The organism is Parathalassolituus penaei (genome assembly GCF_026626885.1).
Lineage (GTDB): Bacteria > Pseudomonadota > Gammaproteobacteria > Pseudomonadales > Oceanobacteraceae > Oceanobacter > Oceanobacter penaei.
In genome coordinates this window covers 150,693-167,889 of record NZ_JAPNOA010000039.1, presented here as the reverse complement: position 1 = coordinate 167,889, position 17,197 = coordinate 150,693, and the positions used below count along the sequence as shown (strand labels likewise).

Below are 17,197 nucleotides of genomic sequence, written 5' to 3'. Positions count from 1 at the left end.
ACAAATACTCAGCTGCTGAGCAGCTCCTGATGCTTGCTGGCCAGACCCAGGTAGGCATCAATCACACGGGAGTCGTTGGCCAGATCGGCCGCCGGTCCGTGCATCGCAAACTGGCCGCCTTCCAGCACATAGGCATAGTCGGCAACCTTCAGCGCCGCGCGGGCATTCTGTTCAACCAGCAGGATCGCTACGCCTTGACGGCGCAGATCCGCGAAGATGCGGAAAATCTCACGGGTGATCAGGGGCGCCAGACCAAGGCTGGGTTCATCCAGCATCAGCAGTTTGGGTTTCCCCATCATGGCGCGACCAATAGCCAGCATCTGGCGCTCGCCACCGGACAGGGTTCCGGCCTGCTGGTGGCGACGTTCCCACAGGCGTGGGAACAGGCTGTAGATTTCCGCCAGGGTGATTTCAAAGGAATCATCACCACGGCGATAACGCTGGAAAGCTCCCAGCAGCAGGTTGTCTTCTACGGTCATGGTAGAAAACAGCTCGCGTTTTTCCGGCACCAGACCAAGGCCGCGACCGACCAGAATCTCGACCTCCGGGCTGATGTAATGAATGTCGTCAAAGTGGATGTCACCACGGGATGGCAACAGCCCCATGATGGCCGACAGCAGGGTGGTTTTACCCGCACCGTTAGGGCCAATTACGGTCACGATCTGGCCTTCTCGGACTTGCAGGTCAACGCCGGTCAGGGCTTCAACCTTGCCGTAGGCCACGCGCAGACCTTTGACATCGAGCAGGGGGGCGGCGCTGGCTGTCATGGCAACAGGCTCCTCATGAATGCTGGCTGTGTTGGACATATTCATTCGGCACCTCCCAGATAAGCTTCGAGTACACGCGGGTTGGTCTGGATTTCGACCGGCAGGCCTTCGGCAATTTTTTCACCGAATTCCATTACCACAATGCGATCCACCAGGCCCATCACAAAGTCCATGTCGTGTTCGACCAGCAGAATGGCCATCCCTTCAGAGCGCAGTTTGCGCAGCAGGTCACCCAGCGCCTGCTTTTCCAGATAACGCAGACCAGCGGCCGGTTCGTCGAGCAGCAGCAGGCATGGGTCGGAACACAGGGCGCGGGCAATTTCCAGAATCCGCTGTTGACCAAGGGCCAGGCTACCGGCTTCTTCATGCAGGTATTCACCCAGACCAACACGTTCCAGCTGGTAAGCGGCTTCTTTTAACAGACGCTGTTCTTCTTCGCGTTCCATGTGCAGGGCCGAACTCAGAACCCCCTTGTTGCCACGCAGGTGGGCACCAATGGCGACGTTTTCCAGAACCGACATGGTTGGCAGCAGTTTGACGTGCTGGAAGGTACGGCTCATGCCCATGCTGGCGACCTCGCGAGAGGTTTTGCCTTTCAGGCTCTGACCGAGGAATTTCACTTCACCATCGGATGGGGTATCCACCGCCGACAGCTGGTTGAACATGGTGCTTTTGCCGGCACCGTTCGGGCCGATCAGCGCCACAATTTCACCGGCATGTACCTGCAGGCTCATGTTGTTGTTGGCCACCAGACCACCAAAACGGCGGGTCACTTCGCAGGCTTCCAGAATCAGCTGGCCAGACTTCGGCAGTTCACGGCGTGGCAGGCTCTCGGCGTTGCTGTTGATGCTGATTTCCTTACGTTGACGGAAACGGGCAGGCACCAGACTGCTCAGCATCGGGAACAGGCCACCCGGTGCTTTTTGCATCATCAGTACAATCAGCAGACCAAACACGATGGTTTCGTACTGGCCATCACTGCCAAACAGGATCGGCAGCAGGTCTTGCAGCCACTGTTTCAGCATAGTGAGGATACCGGCACCCAGCAGCGCGCCCCAGACAGTCGCCACACCACCAATCAGCGCCATAAACAGGTAGTCGATACCCATCGACAGGCCAAATGGAGTCGGGTTAACAAAACGTTGGGTATGGGCGTAGAGCCAGCCGGACAGTGAGGCAAACAGGGCAGAGATCAGGAAGATCACCAGTTTCGAGCGGAAGGTGTTCACACCCATGGCTTCGGCCATCAGCTGGCCACCCTTGAGGGCACGAATGGCACGGCCTTCACGGCTGTTGAGCAGGTTGCGGGTGATCACAATGGCCACCACCAGAATTGCCCAGATCAGATAGAACATTTTTTCGCCCTTATCGAGCACGATACCAAACAGCTCAACCGATGGCAGGCCACTGACGCCGGTATGGCCACCCAGACTGGTCAGGGTGCCGAACACATAATAAAGAGAGATACCCCAGGCAATGGTGCCCAGTGGCAGGTAGTGGCCAGACAGACGCAGGGTCATGGCACCCAGCAACAGTGCCACCACGGCGGTCAGTACCAGACCAATCAGCAGCGCCAGCCAGGGTGAACCGGCGGCCCACTGCAGCCATTCCGGCAGTTGTGCGGTAGTGGTCAGATAGGCGCTGGTATAAGCACCCAGCCCTACAAACGCGGCCTGACCAAAACTGGTCATGCCACCGACGCCGGTCAGCAACACCAGACCCAGCACCACCAGGGTGTAGAGGCCAATGTAGTTCAGCAACGTGATCTGGAAAGTTGGCAACACCAGCGGTGCCAGTACCAGCAATAACAGGGCAATAACAGGCAGGTAACGGGATTTCATTCGTCATCCTCCACGTGGTGGCTGGTCATGGAGCGCCAGAGCAGGAACGGGATAATCAGGGTAAACACGATGATTTCCTTGTAGGTACTGGCCCAGAACATGGAAAAGGCTTCGATCAGGCCAACGGCAACGGCACCAACGGCGGCCACCGGGTAACTGATCAGGCCACCGATAATGGCGCCGACAAACCCTTTGAGGCTGATGATAAAACCGGAGTCGAAGTACAGCGTGGTGATGGGTGCGATCAGGATGCCGGACGACACACCGATCAGGGCGGCCAGTGCAAAGGTCGCTTTACCGGCAAACACCGGCGAGATACCCAGCAGACGAGCACCCACACGGTTGACGGCAGTCGCACGCAGTGCCTTGCCATAGAGTGTGCGTTCGAAGGTAACAAACAGGGTCACGATCAACAGCACCGATACCAGGATCACCCAGATGGTCTGGCTTTTCAGCATCACCGGGCCAAGGTGCAAACCGGTGTCGGAGAACGGCAGGGTGCGGGCACCTTCCGGTCCGAACAGCAGCAGGCCAACACCGACCATCGCCACGTGCACGGCAATCGACACAATCAGCAGTACCAGCGAATGGGCATCGGCCAATGGCTGGAAGAACAGGCGGTACATCAGTGGCCCCAGCGGCACCAGCAGACACAGGGTCAGCAAGGCCTGGAACGCCATCGGGATGTCAGCCAGGGGTACGGTGTTCGCGATCACCACCATCAGTACGGCATAACCAATCTTGATGGCGGTCATCCGCAGGCGGGCCATATCAAAACGTTGACCAACCTGCTGGCGAATATCGAGCGCTGCATCCACCAGTGTCAGTGCCAGCAGCAGCCAAACGAACAGGACGGGTTTGCCAGACTGGATGGTGGCCATGGTCAGCGCACCAAATGTGACAAACTCGCCCAGCGGAATCAGCAGGATGCGGGTGACGGTAAACACCAGCAGTATCGACAACGCCAGCAGGGCATAGATGGCCCCGTTGGTGATGCCGTCCTGGCCGAGCAGGAGGGCAATTTGGAGATTCATTACGTCTGAGTCCTAAATTTCCGACGAATCCGCCACAACTTCTGTTGGTCGGGCTGGTTCGTCTTTCTATATATGTAGTCTGTTGGCTCCGGGGGAATTCCCCCGGGCCGGGTTACTTCGGGTCTGGCGGTGTTGCGGGTATTGCGTCTGGCTTAATCGAGCAGGGCCCACTTGCCGCCCTTAACGGTGATCAGTTCACGACCACGTTCGTCAAAGCCGCTGTGGTCAGCCGGGGTCAGGTTGTAAACGCCCTGGGTTGCCGCCAGTTCGTGGGTGTTTTCCAGTGCTTCACGCAGCGCGGCGCGGAATTCCGGAGTACCAGGCTTGCCTTTTTCCAGTGCAGTCGGAACGGCGTTTTTCAGCAGCAGACCGGCGTCATAGACGTTGCCGCCGAAGGTGGCCGGGGCAGAACCGAAGATCTTGCTGTAGTCGTTTACGTATTGGGTGGCGATGGTTTTGGATGGGCTGTCCGGTACTTCATCCAGAACCAGCATCAGGCTGGCGGCCAGAATGGTGCCTTCAACCGCTTTGCCACCCAGACGCAGGAACGGGTCCAGAGCGGCACCGTGAGTCTGGTAAATCTTGCCCTGATAACCCTGTTCTTTCAGGGTGGTCTGCGGCATGACCGAGGAGCTGCCTGGTGCGGCAATCAGCACGGCATCCGGGCTGGCCATCAGCACTTTCAAGCTCTGACCGGTGATAGAGGTGTCCTGACGCTGGAAGTGTTCGTTGGCAACAATGCTGATACCGGCCTTGGCGGTCAGTTCAGTCATTACCTTGGACCAGTTTTCACCGTAAGGGTCAGCGGTGCCGATCAGGCCGATGGTCTTGATACCGGTTGCTTTCATCTGGTCGACCAGAGCAGCGGCGATCAGGTCGTCGTTCTGGGTAGTCTTGAATACCCACTTCTTCTCTTCCGTCATTGGCAGCACCACAGCGGCGGTGCCTACCGGCGCCAGCATGGGTGTGCCTGATTCGGCAGCAAACTGGATCACGCCCATGGCGTTACCGGAACCACTTGGGCCAATGATGGCGTCGACGTGTTCTTCATCGATCAGCTTCTTGAACGCCTTGACGGTAGCAGTTGGATCACTGCCGTCGTCGAGGGAAATGTAGGTGACCTTCTCTCCACCCATGCGGTCTGGCAGCAGAGCTACAGTGTTCTTCTGGGGAATACCCACGAGGGCGATTGGCCCTGTGCTGGACGTAACAACTCCCACCTTGATGTCAGCGCTGGCCAGAGGTGCAGCCATGGCGGACGCCAGGATCAGTGCAGAAAGCATCTTCTTCGACGGCATGTGGTTCTCCTGTGTGAGCGTGGCAACCGAGGACGACAGGTACAACGGTGTGCCGATTGGTTTGTACGCCCCGTTATGGGCTGTACAGCTGTCAGATAGTCCGGCTCGGAAACGGGCCTCGTCTCAAAGCCGATAGCAGTTAGCGTGCCAGCCCGATGGCTGCACCAGCCTGAGGCGGCCCCTGAAAAATCGTTTTGTCGTTTCTGAATTGGCGCGTGACGGAATTGGGCAGGGGTTTCTTCCCGGTTCTGGAAAGTCCCTGCAAAGCCGCGCCGGACGTGGATTTGTGATGGTCATCGTGGGTCATGGTTACTCCGTTTTTTATTGTTTTTCTGCTGAGTTTTTTACTCAAAAAGTGACGTAAAAATATTTGCAAATTGGTTGAATTGTAAAGTGTTAAAACGGGACTCTCGACACGCTGCAATTTTGCCATTGGTTGTTTCCAAAAATGATATTTATGGTGCGTAAATCAAATAAATGCTATTAGAAACAACTAGTTATGGTGATTTTAATGGTGAGCGTATGTGTTTTTAACGATGGTTAAAAATGCACAAAAGCTGTGCAAAAACCAAAAACGCGCCTTAAAAATGGGCGCAAAAAAGTTTCAAAAAATAATTGACTTGGAAAGTGAAATTTACGATTTTTAAAAAACGCAGCGGGGAGCCGCTGACGAAACGATAACGGTCGCTACCGGATAGATAACCGGTGATGACAGAGAGGACAGCAAACATGGCGATGGTGGTTGAACAACTGCAGCTGGGAACAGCCGGTGGCCCGACCGTGATGATCAAGGACACCCTCGATATCGCTGGTTACCCGACCCGTGCAGGCAGCCTGGCACTGGCTTCCGCTGAAGCCGCTGTCGCCCATGCTGATGTGGTGCAGAAGCTCCTCTCTAACGGATGGCAGATTACTGGCAAAACCAATCTCCACGAGCTGGCGTTTGGTACTACCGGAATCAACCTGCGCACCGGCACCGTGATCAACCCGAAATTTCCGGAGTTTGTACCGGGTGGTTCTTCCAGTGGTTCCGCAGCGGCCGTTGCCGCCGCTGTGTGTGATGCCGCACTGGGTACCGACACCGGTGGCTCGATCCGTACACCGGCCGCTTGCTGTGGTGTGTACGGCTTCAAACCGACCTTTGGCCGGGTCAGTCGTGAGGGTGTGATGCCCGCTGTCAGCAGCCTTGATTGTGTTGGCCCGCTGGCCCGCGACATGGCCACCCTGACCGCTGTAATGAAAGCTATTTGTGAAGATTTTCAACCAGTTAGCGAAAACAACCTGCTGGCTGGCCTGCACATCGGCGTCGTGGCTGTAGAAGCCGCCAACGATGTGCTGGATGCGGTGGATAGCGCGTTGCTGCGCTCCGGTGTGTTGCTGGAGCCGGTTGAGCTGCCGGGGATGGCCGCGGCGTATCGCGCTGGTATGACCATCATCAACCGCGAAACCTGGAATGCCTGCGGCCACCTGGTGGCCAGTGGGCTGGTGGGGGAAGACGTTGCCCAGCGTTTGCTGATGGCCAGTACCACCACCGATGACGAACTGGCGGCGGCGGAAGCCGTGCGTCTGGCCTTTGCAGCGGAAGTGGATGCTGCGCTGGCCAAAACCCCGATTCTGGCGTTGCCAACCCTGCCGGAGGTTCCACCCCGGCTGGCGGATGCGCTGGATACCCGTGCCCTGCTGGGAATGACCCGGCTGGTACGCCCGTTCAACCTCAGTGGTCATCCGGCCATCAGCCTGCCATTGCTGACGTCCGCCGGATTACCAGTGGGGTTGCAACTGGTGGCATCCAGGGGCGCCGACGAGTGGTTGTGTGCGGTGGCCAGTGCCATTGCCAGCCGCTGCGCCGCAGTCACTACCGAACACTAACAGGAGATTACCGCGAAATGCCTGGTTACCAGATTGATAAATCCCTCTGGGGCGGGGAAACCTTTGACGCCCTGCTCGCCGATGTGCGCCAACGTCGTCAGGAGTTTGAAAAACAGCAGTACATCTCCCACGACATCGTTGAGCGTTTCAAACAGATCGGCGTTTACCGCGCCATGGTGCCAAAAGCCATGGGTGGTGATGAACGTTCGCCGATGGAATTTCTGCAAATGGTGGAAACCATGGCTGCGGCCGACGGCTCTGCCGGCTGGGTTGCCAGCTTTGGTATGAACCCGGCCTACCTGGCCGCACTGCCGGTCGAGACCATCGACAAAGTCTGGTCCTCTGGCCCGGATGTGGTGTTCGCGGGCGGTATTTTCCCACCCCAAAAAGCCATCAAGGTTGACGGCGGTTACCGGGTTTCCGGGCGCTGGAAATGGGGTAGTGGCTGTATGGGTGCGGCGCTGATCGGCGTTGGCATCAAGGAAGAAAACGAGCCGCTGCCACGTATGGCGGTGTTCCCGGCCGACAAGGTCAAGATCGAAAAAGACTGGGATGTGATCGGTATGGTCGGCACCGGTTCTCACGATCTGGTGGTGGAAGACCAGTTTGTTCCAGAAGAGTGGACCTTCGTCCGCGGTGGCAAGCCGAACCTGGAATCCGATTTCTTCCGTTACCCGTCACTGGCGTTTGCTGCCCAGGTACTGGCGATTACCTCCGCTGGTCTGGCCCGTGAAGCACTGGATGTTGTGCAGGCGGAAGCCGCAGGTCGCAGCTCCGTAACCGGTGCCCCGAATCTGGGTGAGCGTGAATACGTGCGTATCGAAATTGCCCAGGCCGAAGCCAAGCTGCGCGCCTCCCGCGCGTTCTTCTACCAGGCAACGGAAGAGGCCTGGAACGCCATCAAGGCGGGTGGCAAGCCAACCAAGGAACAGACCAACCTGATCCGTCTGGCCACCACTCACCTGGCTCACGAATGTGCCGAAGCGGTACGCATGACCTACGAAGTAACCGGTATGACCGGCGCCTACGCCCGTCACCCGCTGAACCGCATTCTGCGCGACTCGCGCATGGTGACCCAGCACGCCTTTATGGGCCGCGTCACCCTCATGAATGCTGGTGCGATGTTCTTCGGCCATGACCCGCTGCCGGGTTACCTCTAATCGTTGTGAATAACGGAGACAACAGCATGACTGACAAGAAACCCCTGCGCGTCCTGTTCTGTATGGGCATCAACCAGAACTTCTTTGATGCGCCACGTGATGAACAACTGCAGGTCTGGGCTGCGTTCAGCGCCATGTGGAACGGTATTCACGACCTCGAAGGTGTGAGTGTGCTGGGCAACATGGACGACGACCAGAGCATGGTTGGCCCGTCCGACGGTTTCCCGTGGACTACCTACCTGCTGGCTGACGTACCAAACATCGAAACCGTCCATGCCGCTTGCAACCTGTTCCGTACCACGGCCGTCGGCGACACCCCGTACAAGCTGTGGCGTTACGCCAAGGTGGAAGCGCGTGTTGGTCGTGAACTGATCATCCAGCGTCAGTAAGCAGGAAACGGCAATGACTGAACTCGAACAACTGCGATCACGCCTGCAGGCCCTCGAAAGCGAACAGGCCATCCGCGTCTGTATCAATCGCTACATGGACCTGTGTGACCACCTGGATGCCAGCACCCCGCTGGATGAACTGGGCAACCTGTTCACCGAAGGCGCGCGCTGGCAGGGCAAAGGCGCCCGTTACGCCGCCACCTTTGGTGGTTACGAAGGCCGCGAGGCAATTGTGGCGATGCTGGCGAAGTACTGCGTGGAACCTGCGCACTTCGCTCTCAACGTCCACTACCTGACCTCGGAAGTGATTGTGGTGGAAGGCGGCAAGGCCCATGGCAGCTGGAACATGCTGCAGGTGTCGAGCTTCAGCCGTGGTGGTTCACATCTCAACAGTGCGCGCCTGAGTGTGGATTTCGAGCAGCAGAACGGTATTTGGCGGATCAGCCACTTCTGCACCGAAAACCGCTTCAGTCGGCCCGTGAGCCACTGGAACAGCGACGACAGTCTGCCGGTACCGGCCCGTTAAATTGCAACCATGAATTTTGGCGAACACCCGTTAGTGGGGGTTCACCACAACCGACATGAGAGAACCAAAATGAGTGAACTGATTACCTCTGATAGCACCTGCCAGCGCGCTGCTGCCATGGTGGAAGAAGGCCGCGTTAACAAGGCTCTGTACTCTGATCCGGAAATCTTCGAAGCCGAACTGGACCAGGTGTTCAACAACAACTGGGTGTTTATCGGCCACGAAAGTGAAGTGCCGGAAGCGGGCAGCTTCAAGACCGCGTTTATCGGTCGCCAGCCAGTGATCATGAGCCGTGACCGCAAGATGAACGTGCACGTGCTGCAGAACCGCTGCCGTCACCGTGGTGCCACCGTCTGTGAAGGCCGCAAGGGCAAAACCAAGGCGTTCACCTGCCCATACCACGGCTGGGGGTACGGTCTGGATGGCTCCCTGCGTGCGTTGCCAAAACCGGAAGAATACGAAGGTGTGTTCAACAAGGAAGAAATGCCACTGGAATCCCTGCGTTGGGAATCCTACCAGGGCATGGTTTTCGCCACCTTCAACCCGAACATCATGCCGCTGGAAGAATTCCTCGGTGGCGCCAGGAAGTGGATCGACCTGTTTATGAAACAGGGCGGCGGTTATCCGGTGAAAGTGCTGGGCGAACACCGCTTCAACTTCCCGGGCAACTGGAAGATCCAGCTGGAAAACACCACTGACGCTTACCACTTCCCGATTGTGCACAAGTCATTCGTGAGCTCGCTGGACGAAGCCACCGCCGACATCTTCGACTTCCTCGACGGTGAAGGTTTTGTGGAAGACCTCGGCAACGGTCACAGCGTGATGGTGATGATCCCGGAACTGGTGGATCTCGAAGCTGACCTCGACCAGCCAATCCCTGAGCGTTTTAACGAGCTGGCCCAGGCGCTGCGTAACGAAGGCAAGTCTGAAGACGAAGTGAAGAAACTGGTGCGTGCAGCCCACGGTACCGGCTTCAACCTCAACCTGTTCCCGAACGTGTCCTGCTCCATGGCGTTCTTCCGTGTGCTGCGCCCGGTATCCGTTGGTGAGACCGAAATCCAGCACGTAGCACTGGGCGGTGAAGGTGCACCGGTGGCGTTTAACCAGAAACGTATGCGTCTGCACGAACACTTCCAGGGCCCGATGGGCTTTGGTACTCCGGACGACGGTGAAGCCTGGGAACGTGTTCAGAAAGGTGCCATGGCCGGTAACGACGGCTGGATTCTGGTGAACCGTGGTCAGGGCAAACTGCGCACCTCCGTTGATGGCAATCCACAGGGTGCAGTGTGTTCCGAAACCGGTATGCGCGGCGCTTATCGCCAGTACAAGAAAGTGATGGCTGCTGGCCGTTCCGAGTAATCCAGGGAGACAAACCACATGAAATCCAATACCCAGCTGCTGGCCCAGGTCACTGAATTCCTGAGTTACGAAGCCGATCTGCTCGACCACAAAAGCTACCAGGAGTGGCTGAACCTGTGGACCGACAGCGGCCTGTACATTGTGCCAACCGATCTCAACGAGACCGATTACCTGAACACCCTGAACCTGGCTCTGGACGATGCCGATATGCGCCGTATGCGTATCGCCCGTCTGGAAAACGGTGAATCGGTATCCGCCAACTCGGTTGGTTCGACCGTTCGTATGATGTCTCGCGTACGCATTCTGGAAGGCGGCGACCAACTGGTGATTGCCCGTTGCGCCCAGACCCTGAACGAACTGCGTCACGGCAAACTGGTGACTTACCCGGCCAACGTCGAGTTTCACCTGAAGCCTGTGGATGGCGGTTTCAAGATTGAACAGAAAGTTGTGAAGCTGCTGCACGCCGACGGCTTCCTGCGCACTGTCAGCTTCATTTTCTGATAACCGTTTGATCGCCTGATTCGAGGAGTACCGCCATGACTGACATCACCACTCAAACACAAGCACAGGTCGCGCTGGTGACCGGTGCAGCCCAGGGGCTGGGTTTTCATATTGCCAGCCGTCTGCACGCCGCCGGTTACCGGGTAGCGGTCAGCGACATCAATGTCGAAGCCGCTGCCCTGGCGGCCCGTGAGCTGGACCCGAGTGGCGAAACCGTCATGGCGGTGGCCCTGAACGTTGCTTCAAGGGCTGATTTTGAACAGGCACTGGCCGCCGTCACCGAACGGTTCGGCAGCCTCCAGGTTCTGGTCAACAACGCCGCGGTAACCCGTGCCACGCCGGTGATGGCCATTGGCCTCGACGAATTCAACGAAGTAGTGAACATCAACCTCGGCGGCACCTTTGCCGGTTGTCAGGTGATGGGCAGCTACATGGCCGAACAGGGTTACGGCCGCATTATCAACATGGCCTCTCTGGCCGGTCAGAACGGTGGCACCAGCACCGGTGCCCACTACGCAGCTTCCAAGGGCGGCATCCTGACCCTCACCAAGGTGTTCGCCAAGGAACTCGCCAGCAAGGGTGTCACGGTGAATGCCGTCGCCCCCGGCCCGATTGACTCGCCGATGGTAAAAGCCCTCGTACCCGCCGAACGCCTGCCAGGTTTGCTGGCTGCGATCCCGGTCGGCGAGCTCGGCGACGCCAACTTTATCGGCGACATGGTGGTGCAACTGGCCAGCCCGCAAGCGCGCTTTACCACCGGTACTACATGGGATGTCAACGGCGGGTTGTTTATGCGCTAGCGGCAAGCCGCGTCGGGCGTCCGGAGTCGGGCGTCGGGAGCATCCTGATGCTGGCCGACCCATAGCTCCAGACCCCTGACACCCGTCACCAGACTCAAGAAGATTCACGCAGAAAAAATGCCCGGAGACCGACCGGGAGGAGCAAGTTATGTCCGAAGAACTGTTAACCGTTGTTGTGCGCCGCCGCGATTTGCAAGCCGAAGGTGTGGTAGTGCTCGAACTGGTCGACCCGAATGGCCAGGCGTTGCCAGTATTTGAAGCCGGTGCCCACATCGATCTGCATCTGGGCGAGGGCATGATTCGCCAGTACTCCCTGTGCAGCAATCCGGCCGATGTCAGCGCTTACCGCGTTGGCATTCTGAAAGATCCGAAATCCCGTGGCGGTTCAATTGCCGTTCACGAAAGCCTGCATGAAGGCACCGAACTCACCATCAGCGCGCCGCGCAACCTGTTCCCGCTGGACGCCGATGCTGGTCGTTCGGTGCTGATTGGTGGTGGTATCGGTATCACCCCGATGATCGCCATGGCCTACGCCCTGCAGGCCGCTGGCAAAGCATTTGATCTCTGGTACTGCGGCCGTTCCCGCGCGACCTGCGCCTTTGTGGATGACCTCAAGGCCAGCGTCTTTGCCGAGCATGTGCACTTCCACTTTGACGATGAACACGATGGCAAGGGTGTGAATCTCGATCAGGTGTTCGAAGGCGCTGATGGCTCCACTCACATGTACACCTGTGGCCCGTCCGGTTTTATGGAATGGGTGATGAACACCGCCGCCAGCAAGGGCTTCAGCGACAACCGCATCCACAAGGAATTCTTCCAGGTGGAAGTGGAAACCGGTGGTGAAGCCTTTGAAGTGGTTGCCAAACGCAGCGGTAAAACCGTTCAGGTTGGCGCCGACCAGACCATCGTTGAAGCCCTCGCTGAAGTGGGCATCAAGGTCCGTATGTCGTGTGAACAGGGCATCTGTGGCACCTGCCTGTGTGACGTGCTGGAAGGTGAACCCGAGCACCGCGACCAGTTCCTGACCGACGACGAAAAAGAAGACAACGACCAGATCCTGCTCTGTTGTTCCCGTTCCCGTACACCACGCCTGGTGCTCGATATCTGAGCCCGCGACCCGAGGATTACCCCATGGTTGATATTCAGGAATTTCGTAATGGTATGGCGCTGCTGGGCGGTGCTGTTTCCATCATCACCACCGATGGCGAAGCCGGTCGTTTCGGTTTTACCGCCACCGCCGTCAGCAGTGTGACCGACGAGCCACCAACGCTGCTGGTGTGTATGAACCGTAACTCCTATGCCCACCAGCATTTCGTCAAAAACGGTGTGGTGTGTGTGAACGTGCTGGCGGCCGGCCACGAGCAATTGTCCGGCGATTTTGCCAACCGCAACCTCACCAGCGACCAGCGTTTTGCCAGCCACGAATGGGTCACCCTGGCAACCGGTGCACCGGCCCTGACTGAAGCCGTGGTGAATTTCGACTGCCGTATCCATGAGTGCCACGACATTGGTTCCCACACGGTTTTTTACTGCCGTATCGAAGCCATTCGTACCAGTGGTGCCCAGGCCGGTCTGGTGTATTTCAACCGTGCCTATCACCAGTTAGGTACCAGCACGGTGAACTGAGCAGGCGCTGCGCGATAACAACCGCATTCGCCTGACCGCCTGGTCGGGTGACGTGACGCGAAGTGACGTGAAGTGAAAAAGCATCCGGACGACCCGTGCGTTTAACGCACGGTATGGAAAAACCAGCCGCGGCCCCGACACCGCATTTGCCATCGCCTCGCCAGCGCTGGCAGCGGAATCCGTCGGGCCATGGCGGGCTGAGCACAACCGACCACCCAGCCAGTGGTCGGTGAAGAGAGTTGTGTGGCAAGCGGACTGCCACGCCAGAGAGAGCAGCCAGGTTGTGGGAGAGACGACCTGACCTGCGGGATACAAAGGCCCACAGCAGGGCTCCTGCCAGGAGTCCGGGCCATAAGCAACCAAAAAACTGGTACTCACCGCACCCAAGAAGGAAAACCCGATGATGAAAAATCACGCACGTAAAACCGGCATTCTGGTCTCCGCACTGACCACCCTGTTGCCAATGGCCGCCCATGCCGATTTTGTGGCCGACAGCAGCCTGAAGCTGGACCTGCGTAACTTTTACCTGGATCGCACCTATTCCGGCAGCACCGACGCTGTTGGCAGCTGGTCCCAGGGTTTTGACCTACAATACACCTCCGGTTACACCAGCACCCCGATCGCTGTGGGCCTGGATGCGTCCGGCCAGTTTGCTGCCAAGCTGGATGGTGAAGGTAACGATGGTTCCCTGCCATACAACACAGCCGACCAGGACACAGCGGATACCTACAGCCGCGCCGGTGTGACTGCCAAGTTCAAATACTCCAAGACCGAACTGAAAGTGGGTGATTTCCGTCCACACCTGCCGATTGCCTTTGACGATACCAGCCGTCAGCTGGACACCATTTACGAAGGTGCGGTGATTGAGTCCAGGGAAGTCGACAAGCTGAACCTGACCGCTGGTCGTTTCTGGCAGGCTGTTACCCGTCAGTCATCCGACAAGGAAGACTTCTATCTGTGGGGCACCAACGGTTCCCTGCGCAGCGACGGTCTGGACTTTGCCGGTGCCACTTACGACTTCACTCCGGGTCTGCAGGGCAGCTACTTCATCGGTATCCTCAACGACATCTACAAGCAGCAGTACCTGGGTTTCACCTACAAAACCAAGCTGGGTAACGTCGGTTCTGCCACCGACGTGCGTTACTTCAAGAACGAAGAAGACGGTGATGCGTTCTATGGCGACATCGACAACCGTGCCTTTGGCGTGAAATCCGCGCTGATGACCGGTGGTCACATGGTGGCGCTGAGCTACCAGAAGATGAACGGCGACAGCATTTTCCCGACCCTGAACGGTTATGTTCCGCAGCCGTACCTGGTGAACTGGTCTTCCGTTGCGTTTGTGCGTCCTGACGAGCGTTCTATCGGCCTGACCTACGCCTACGACTTCAAGGACAGCCTGCCAGGCTTCAAGGTACTGGCCCGTTACATCAAGGGTACTGACGTTGACGTCGGCACTGAAACCAATGCCTCCGAGTCTGAAAAGAACCTCTACCTGACCTACACCCTGCAGGAAGGCTCCCTCAAGGGCCTGACCTTCGACCTGCGTAACATCCGGGTCGGCAAGAGCTTCGCTGCGGACTACAACGAATACCGCTTCACCACTACCTACACCGTTAACTTCTGATCTGACGGGTCGGGCCGCCCATGCGGCCTGACCACAGGAGCATTACATGCACATGTCTGTGAAATCGGCCGGCTGGCGCTGGCTGCTCAGCCTGGCCTGTCTGCTCTCGGTGGCAGAGGCTCAGGCCCTGACCCGAACGGAAATCCTGCCATTCAGTACGGTTGCAATGTCTGACCAGCAGTTACTGCGTGGCAAGGGTGGCGAGGCGACCGGTATTGCCGGTGTATTGAAGTTACCGGCTGAGCGTAACAACCCGGTGGTGGTGCTGTTGTACGGCGCCGGGGGTTACGGTGATTACGTGGATGACTGGATCACTCTGTTGAACCAGCGCGGGATCGGCACCTTTGTGGTGGACAGCACCAGTGGTCGTATCGACGGCAAGGACAGCGAGCAGGGGCATATGCGCCAGCTGGCGGTGATCCGCGACGCCTATGCCGCTCTGGATATGCTGGCCGTGCATCCGGGGGTGGATGCCAGTCGCATTGCCCTGATGGGCTTTTCGAAAGCGGGCCAGGGTGCCCTGTATGCCTCGCTGGAGCGTATGCAGAAACTCTATGGCCCGGCTAACGCAAAATTTGCCGGATTTGTTGCGTTTTACCCGAACTGCAGCGTGCGTTATCGCGATGACGAACAGCTGATTGGCAGCCCGGTGTGGATTTTCCACGGCGAGGCCGATGAGCAGAACGCCTTCAGCAGCTGCAATGATTATGTCAAACGCACCAGTGCTGCCGGTGCCGCCATCCAGATGGTGGGGTATCCGGGAGTACGCCATGGGTTCGACCGGCCTGGTGTTACCAGTCTCAGCAACACAACCGATGGTTCGGTCGCCATGTCAGGTTGTGACATCCGTGAAGAGGTGAAGGGCTTGTTGATCAACAAGGCCACGGGGCGCCTGTTCCGGTTTGATGATGATTGTGTACGCCAGGCCGGTCCCTCACGCTTTGACGCCGCCGCCTTTGAGGATGTGAAGCGTCAGGTACCGGCCCTGTTTGAAAGCCTGTTTGGGCGTATTGCCGCAGGCTGACGCCAGAACCGGCAACGGGTTTCCAGAGAATCCCGAAACGTTTTCAGATGATCTCCTTCATCGTTTCCCTTCCAGTCCGCGCAGGAGCTGGGAGGGTTTTTTATTTTATCCGCCTGCAGCGTGCAGACGGATTACAGGGAGTAGGCTCCATGCGTCGCTTTTATCGTGGTTCTGATCTCAACCGGGTGCAGTCGGTGGCCGAAATGGCAGCACTGGCCCAATACCGTTTGCCCGGCTTTGCCTGGGAATATCTGGCCGGTGGTGCGGAAGATGAACGTACCCTGGCCGCCAACCGCGATGATTTCCACAACTGGCGTCTGCATGCCCACACCCTGATTGCCAACCATCCACCCCGCCTGAGCTGCCGTTTATTGGGGCAGGCCAGCCGTCTGCCGATGGCGATTGGCCCCAGTGGTTTTAACGGCATGTTGTGGCCGCAGGCCGATATTGCCCTGGCACGGGCCGCCGAAGCGCGGGGGATTCCGTTTGTACTCAGCACCGTTGCCAATGCCTCGATGGAACAGATCCGGGCGGCGGCACCGGCGCTGGATTTCTGGTTCCAGCTGTACGCACTGAAAGATGCCAGCCTGCAGCAGGACCTGTTGCGCCGTGCCCGCGACGCCGACTGTCGGGTGCTGGTGGTCACCAGTGATGCGCTGGTGGTGGGCAATCGTGAATGGGACCGCCGTAACTTCGCCCGTCCACGTGAACTGACCTTCGCCAACAAGCTTGATGTACTGCGCCATCCCAACTGGTTACGACGGGTCATGCTGCCGCGTGGTTTGCCAACCATGGGCAATCTTGATCCGTATTTGCCCGCGGGCGAACGCAGCGCGCTGGGTGCCATGCAGTTTATTGCCGAGCAGCTGGATACCTTGCTCGACTGGGACAAGCTGGCGCGGATTCGTGACCAGTGGCCGGGCAAGCTGGTGCTCAAAGGGGTGTTACACCCGCAGGATGCCGAACGTGCGGTACAGCTGGGGCTGGACGCCATTGTCGTCAGTAACCACGGTGGTCGGCAGCTGGATGGTGCTCTCAGCAGTATCGAGGCGCTGGCACAGATCGCCCCGCAGGTGCAGGGCCGCATCGGCCTGTTCATCGACAGCGGCATTCGCCGTGGTTCTGACGTAGTAAAAGCACTGGCACTGGGCGCAGACGGCGTCTGGCTGGCGCGCGCCACTCTGTATGGCGCCGCGGCCGGTGGCCAGCCAGGGGTGGAACGGGTGCTGGATATTCTGGCCGAAGAAACCGGACGCTGCCTGAACCTGATGGGTTGCGCTGATATTCACGACCTTGGGCCGCAGTGGTTACAGCCACTGCGGCCGGTGGTGGCGGCTCAGGAATCGTTACAGCGCCAGCGGGTGTTTGAATAGTCTCGT

17 protein-coding genes are annotated in these 17,197 nt (G+C 58.3%); 12 read left to right on the top strand and 5 right to left on the bottom strand.

What is annotated here, in order from left to right:
• Window positions 1-8 precede the first annotated feature (8 nt).
• From OUO13_RS13720 to OUO13_RS13700, 5 genes are all read right to left on the bottom strand, one after another.
• A complete protein-coding gene (locus OUO13_RS13720) occupies window positions 9-812 on the bottom strand; it encodes an ABC transporter ATP-binding protein (protein WP_283174467.1) in 804 nt (267 codons plus the stop codon).
• Entirely contained in the window at window positions 809-2,608 is a 1,800-nt protein-coding gene (locus tag OUO13_RS13715) for a branched-chain amino acid ABC transporter ATP-binding protein/permease (RefSeq protein WP_283174466.1), read from the bottom strand. Before OUO13_RS13715 ends, OUO13_RS13720 begins: the two co-directional genes overlap by 4 nt.
• Entirely contained in the window at window positions 2,605-3,642 is a 1,038-nt protein-coding gene (locus tag OUO13_RS13710) for a branched-chain amino acid ABC transporter permease (protein ID WP_283174465.1), read from the bottom strand. Before OUO13_RS13710 ends, OUO13_RS13715 begins: the two co-directional genes overlap by 4 nt.
• Window positions 3,643-3,794: 152 nt before the next feature.
• Window positions 3,795-4,940 carry an ABC transporter substrate-binding protein gene (locus tag OUO13_RS13705; protein ID WP_283174464.1) on the bottom strand — a complete coding sequence of 382 codons (1,146 nt, stop codon included), beginning with the start codon at window positions 4,938-4,940 and terminating at the stop codon, window positions 3,795-3,797.
• A 139-nt stretch (window positions 4,941-5,079) separates the two neighbouring features.
• Entirely contained in the window at window positions 5,080-5,373 is a 294-nt protein-coding gene (locus OUO13_RS13700; RefSeq protein WP_283174463.1) for a hypothetical protein, read from the bottom strand.
• 296 nt (window positions 5,374-5,669) lie between these two features.
• Here OUO13_RS13700 and OUO13_RS13695 point away from each other — a divergent pair, with 296 nt between their 5' ends.
• The 12 genes from OUO13_RS13695 (at window position 5,670) to OUO13_RS13640 (ending at window position 17,191) form a co-directional block, all read left to right on the top strand.
• Window positions 5,670-6,809: an amidase gene (locus OUO13_RS13695; protein WP_283174462.1), complete on the top strand. Its 1,140-nt coding sequence runs from the start codon at window positions 5,670-5,672 to the stop codon at window positions 6,807-6,809.
• Window positions 6,810-6,826: 17 nt separating this feature from the next.
• Window positions 6,827-7,969 carry an acyl-CoA dehydrogenase family protein gene (locus OUO13_RS13690; protein WP_283174461.1) on the top strand — a complete coding sequence of 381 codons (1,143 nt, stop codon included), beginning with the start codon at window positions 6,827-6,829 and terminating at the stop codon, window positions 7,967-7,969.
• Window positions 7,970-7,995: 26 nt separating this feature from the next.
• Window positions 7,996-8,358, top strand: a complete 363-nt coding sequence (locus OUO13_RS13685; protein WP_283174460.1) for an IacB protein — start codon at window positions 7,996-7,998, stop codon at window positions 8,356-8,358.
• Between the two features lie 13 nt (window positions 8,359-8,371).
• Window positions 8,372-8,884, top strand: coding sequence for a nuclear transport factor 2 family protein (locus OUO13_RS13680; RefSeq protein WP_283174459.1), 513 nt, complete (start codon window positions 8,372-8,374; stop codon window positions 8,882-8,884).
• A gap of 69 nt (window positions 8,885-8,953) precedes the next feature.
• Window positions 8,954-10,243, top strand: a complete 1,290-nt coding sequence (locus OUO13_RS13675) for an aromatic ring-hydroxylating oxygenase subunit alpha (RefSeq protein WP_283174458.1) — start codon at window positions 8,954-8,956, stop codon at window positions 10,241-10,243.
• A gap of 18 nt (window positions 10,244-10,261) precedes the next feature.
• Entirely contained in the window at window positions 10,262-10,744 is a 483-nt protein-coding gene (locus OUO13_RS13670; RefSeq protein ID WP_283174457.1) for an aromatic-ring-hydroxylating dioxygenase subunit beta, read from the top strand.
• A gap of 35 nt (window positions 10,745-10,779) precedes the next feature.
• Window positions 10,780-11,544, top strand: a complete 765-nt coding sequence (locus tag OUO13_RS13665; RefSeq protein ID WP_283174456.1) for an SDR family NAD(P)-dependent oxidoreductase — start codon at window positions 10,780-10,782, stop codon at window positions 11,542-11,544.
• 148 nt (window positions 11,545-11,692) lie between these two features.
• Window positions 11,693-12,652, top strand: a complete 960-nt coding sequence (locus OUO13_RS13660) for a PDR/VanB family oxidoreductase (protein ID WP_283174455.1) — start codon at window positions 11,693-11,695, stop codon at window positions 12,650-12,652.
• Between the two features lie 23 nt (window positions 12,653-12,675).
• Window positions 12,676-13,170 (top strand): flavin reductase, encoded by a 495-nt coding sequence (locus OUO13_RS13655; RefSeq protein ID WP_283174454.1) that lies wholly within the window; start codon window positions 12,676-12,678, stop codon window positions 13,168-13,170.
• Between the two features lie 400 nt (window positions 13,171-13,570).
• Complete coding sequence (locus OUO13_RS13650; RefSeq protein WP_283174453.1) at window positions 13,571-14,794, top strand: OprD family outer membrane porin; 1,224 nt, start codon at window positions 13,571-13,573, stop codon at window positions 14,792-14,794.
• A 46-nt stretch (window positions 14,795-14,840) separates the two neighbouring features.
• Window positions 14,841-15,818, top strand: a complete 978-nt coding sequence (locus tag OUO13_RS13645) for a dienelactone hydrolase family protein (protein ID WP_283174452.1) — start codon at window positions 14,841-14,843, stop codon at window positions 15,816-15,818.
• Between the two features lie 149 nt (window positions 15,819-15,967).
• A complete protein-coding gene (locus OUO13_RS13640) occupies window positions 15,968-17,191 on the top strand; it encodes an alpha-hydroxy acid oxidase (protein ID WP_283174451.1) in 1,224 nt (407 codons plus the stop codon).
• The last annotated feature ends 6 nt before the right edge of the window (window positions 17,192-17,197 follow it).

Bases quoted from the DNA above. Each gene is read 5' to 3' on its own strand.
- OUO13_RS13720 (WP_283174467.1), bottom strand. From the start codon at position 812: ATGAATATGTCCAACACAGCCAGCATTCATGAGGAGCCTGTTGCCATG.
- OUO13_RS13715 (WP_283174466.1), bottom strand. From the start codon at position 2,608: ATGAAATCCCGTTACCTGCCTGTTATTGCCCTGTTATTGCTGGTACTG.
- OUO13_RS13710 (WP_283174465.1), bottom strand. From the start codon at position 3,642: ATGAATCTCCAAATTGCCCTCCTGCTCGGCCAGGACGGCATCACCAAC.
- OUO13_RS13705 (WP_283174464.1), bottom strand. From the start codon at position 4,940: ATGCCGTCGAAGAAGATGCTTTCTGCACTGATCCTGGCGTCCGCCATG.
- OUO13_RS13700 (WP_283174463.1), bottom strand. From the start codon at position 5,373: ATGGCAAAATTGCAGCGTGTCGAGAGTCCCGTTTTAACACTTTACAAT.
- OUO13_RS13695 (WP_283174462.1), top strand. From the start codon at position 5,670: ATGGCGATGGTGGTTGAACAACTGCAGCTGGGAACAGCCGGTGGCCCG.
- OUO13_RS13690 (WP_283174461.1), top strand. From the start codon at position 6,827: ATGCCTGGTTACCAGATTGATAAATCCCTCTGGGGCGGGGAAACCTTT.
- OUO13_RS13685 (WP_283174460.1), top strand. From the start codon at position 7,996: ATGACTGACAAGAAACCCCTGCGCGTCCTGTTCTGTATGGGCATCAAC.
- OUO13_RS13680 (WP_283174459.1), top strand. From the start codon at position 8,372: ATGACTGAACTCGAACAACTGCGATCACGCCTGCAGGCCCTCGAAAGC.
- OUO13_RS13675 (WP_283174458.1), top strand. From the start codon at position 8,954: ATGAGTGAACTGATTACCTCTGATAGCACCTGCCAGCGCGCTGCTGCC.
- OUO13_RS13670 (WP_283174457.1), top strand. From the start codon at position 10,262: ATGAAATCCAATACCCAGCTGCTGGCCCAGGTCACTGAATTCCTGAGT.
- OUO13_RS13665 (WP_283174456.1), top strand. From the start codon at position 10,780: ATGACTGACATCACCACTCAAACACAAGCACAGGTCGCGCTGGTGACC.
- OUO13_RS13660 (WP_283174455.1), top strand. From the start codon at position 11,693: ATGTCCGAAGAACTGTTAACCGTTGTTGTGCGCCGCCGCGATTTGCAA.
- OUO13_RS13655 (WP_283174454.1), top strand. From the start codon at position 12,676: ATGGTTGATATTCAGGAATTTCGTAATGGTATGGCGCTGCTGGGCGGT.
- OUO13_RS13650 (WP_283174453.1), top strand. From the start codon at position 13,571: ATGATGAAAAATCACGCACGTAAAACCGGCATTCTGGTCTCCGCACTG.
- OUO13_RS13645 (WP_283174452.1), top strand. From the start codon at position 14,841: ATGCACATGTCTGTGAAATCGGCCGGCTGGCGCTGGCTGCTCAGCCTG.
- OUO13_RS13640 (WP_283174451.1), top strand. From the start codon at position 15,968: ATGCGTCGCTTTTATCGTGGTTCTGATCTCAACCGGGTGCAGTCGGTG.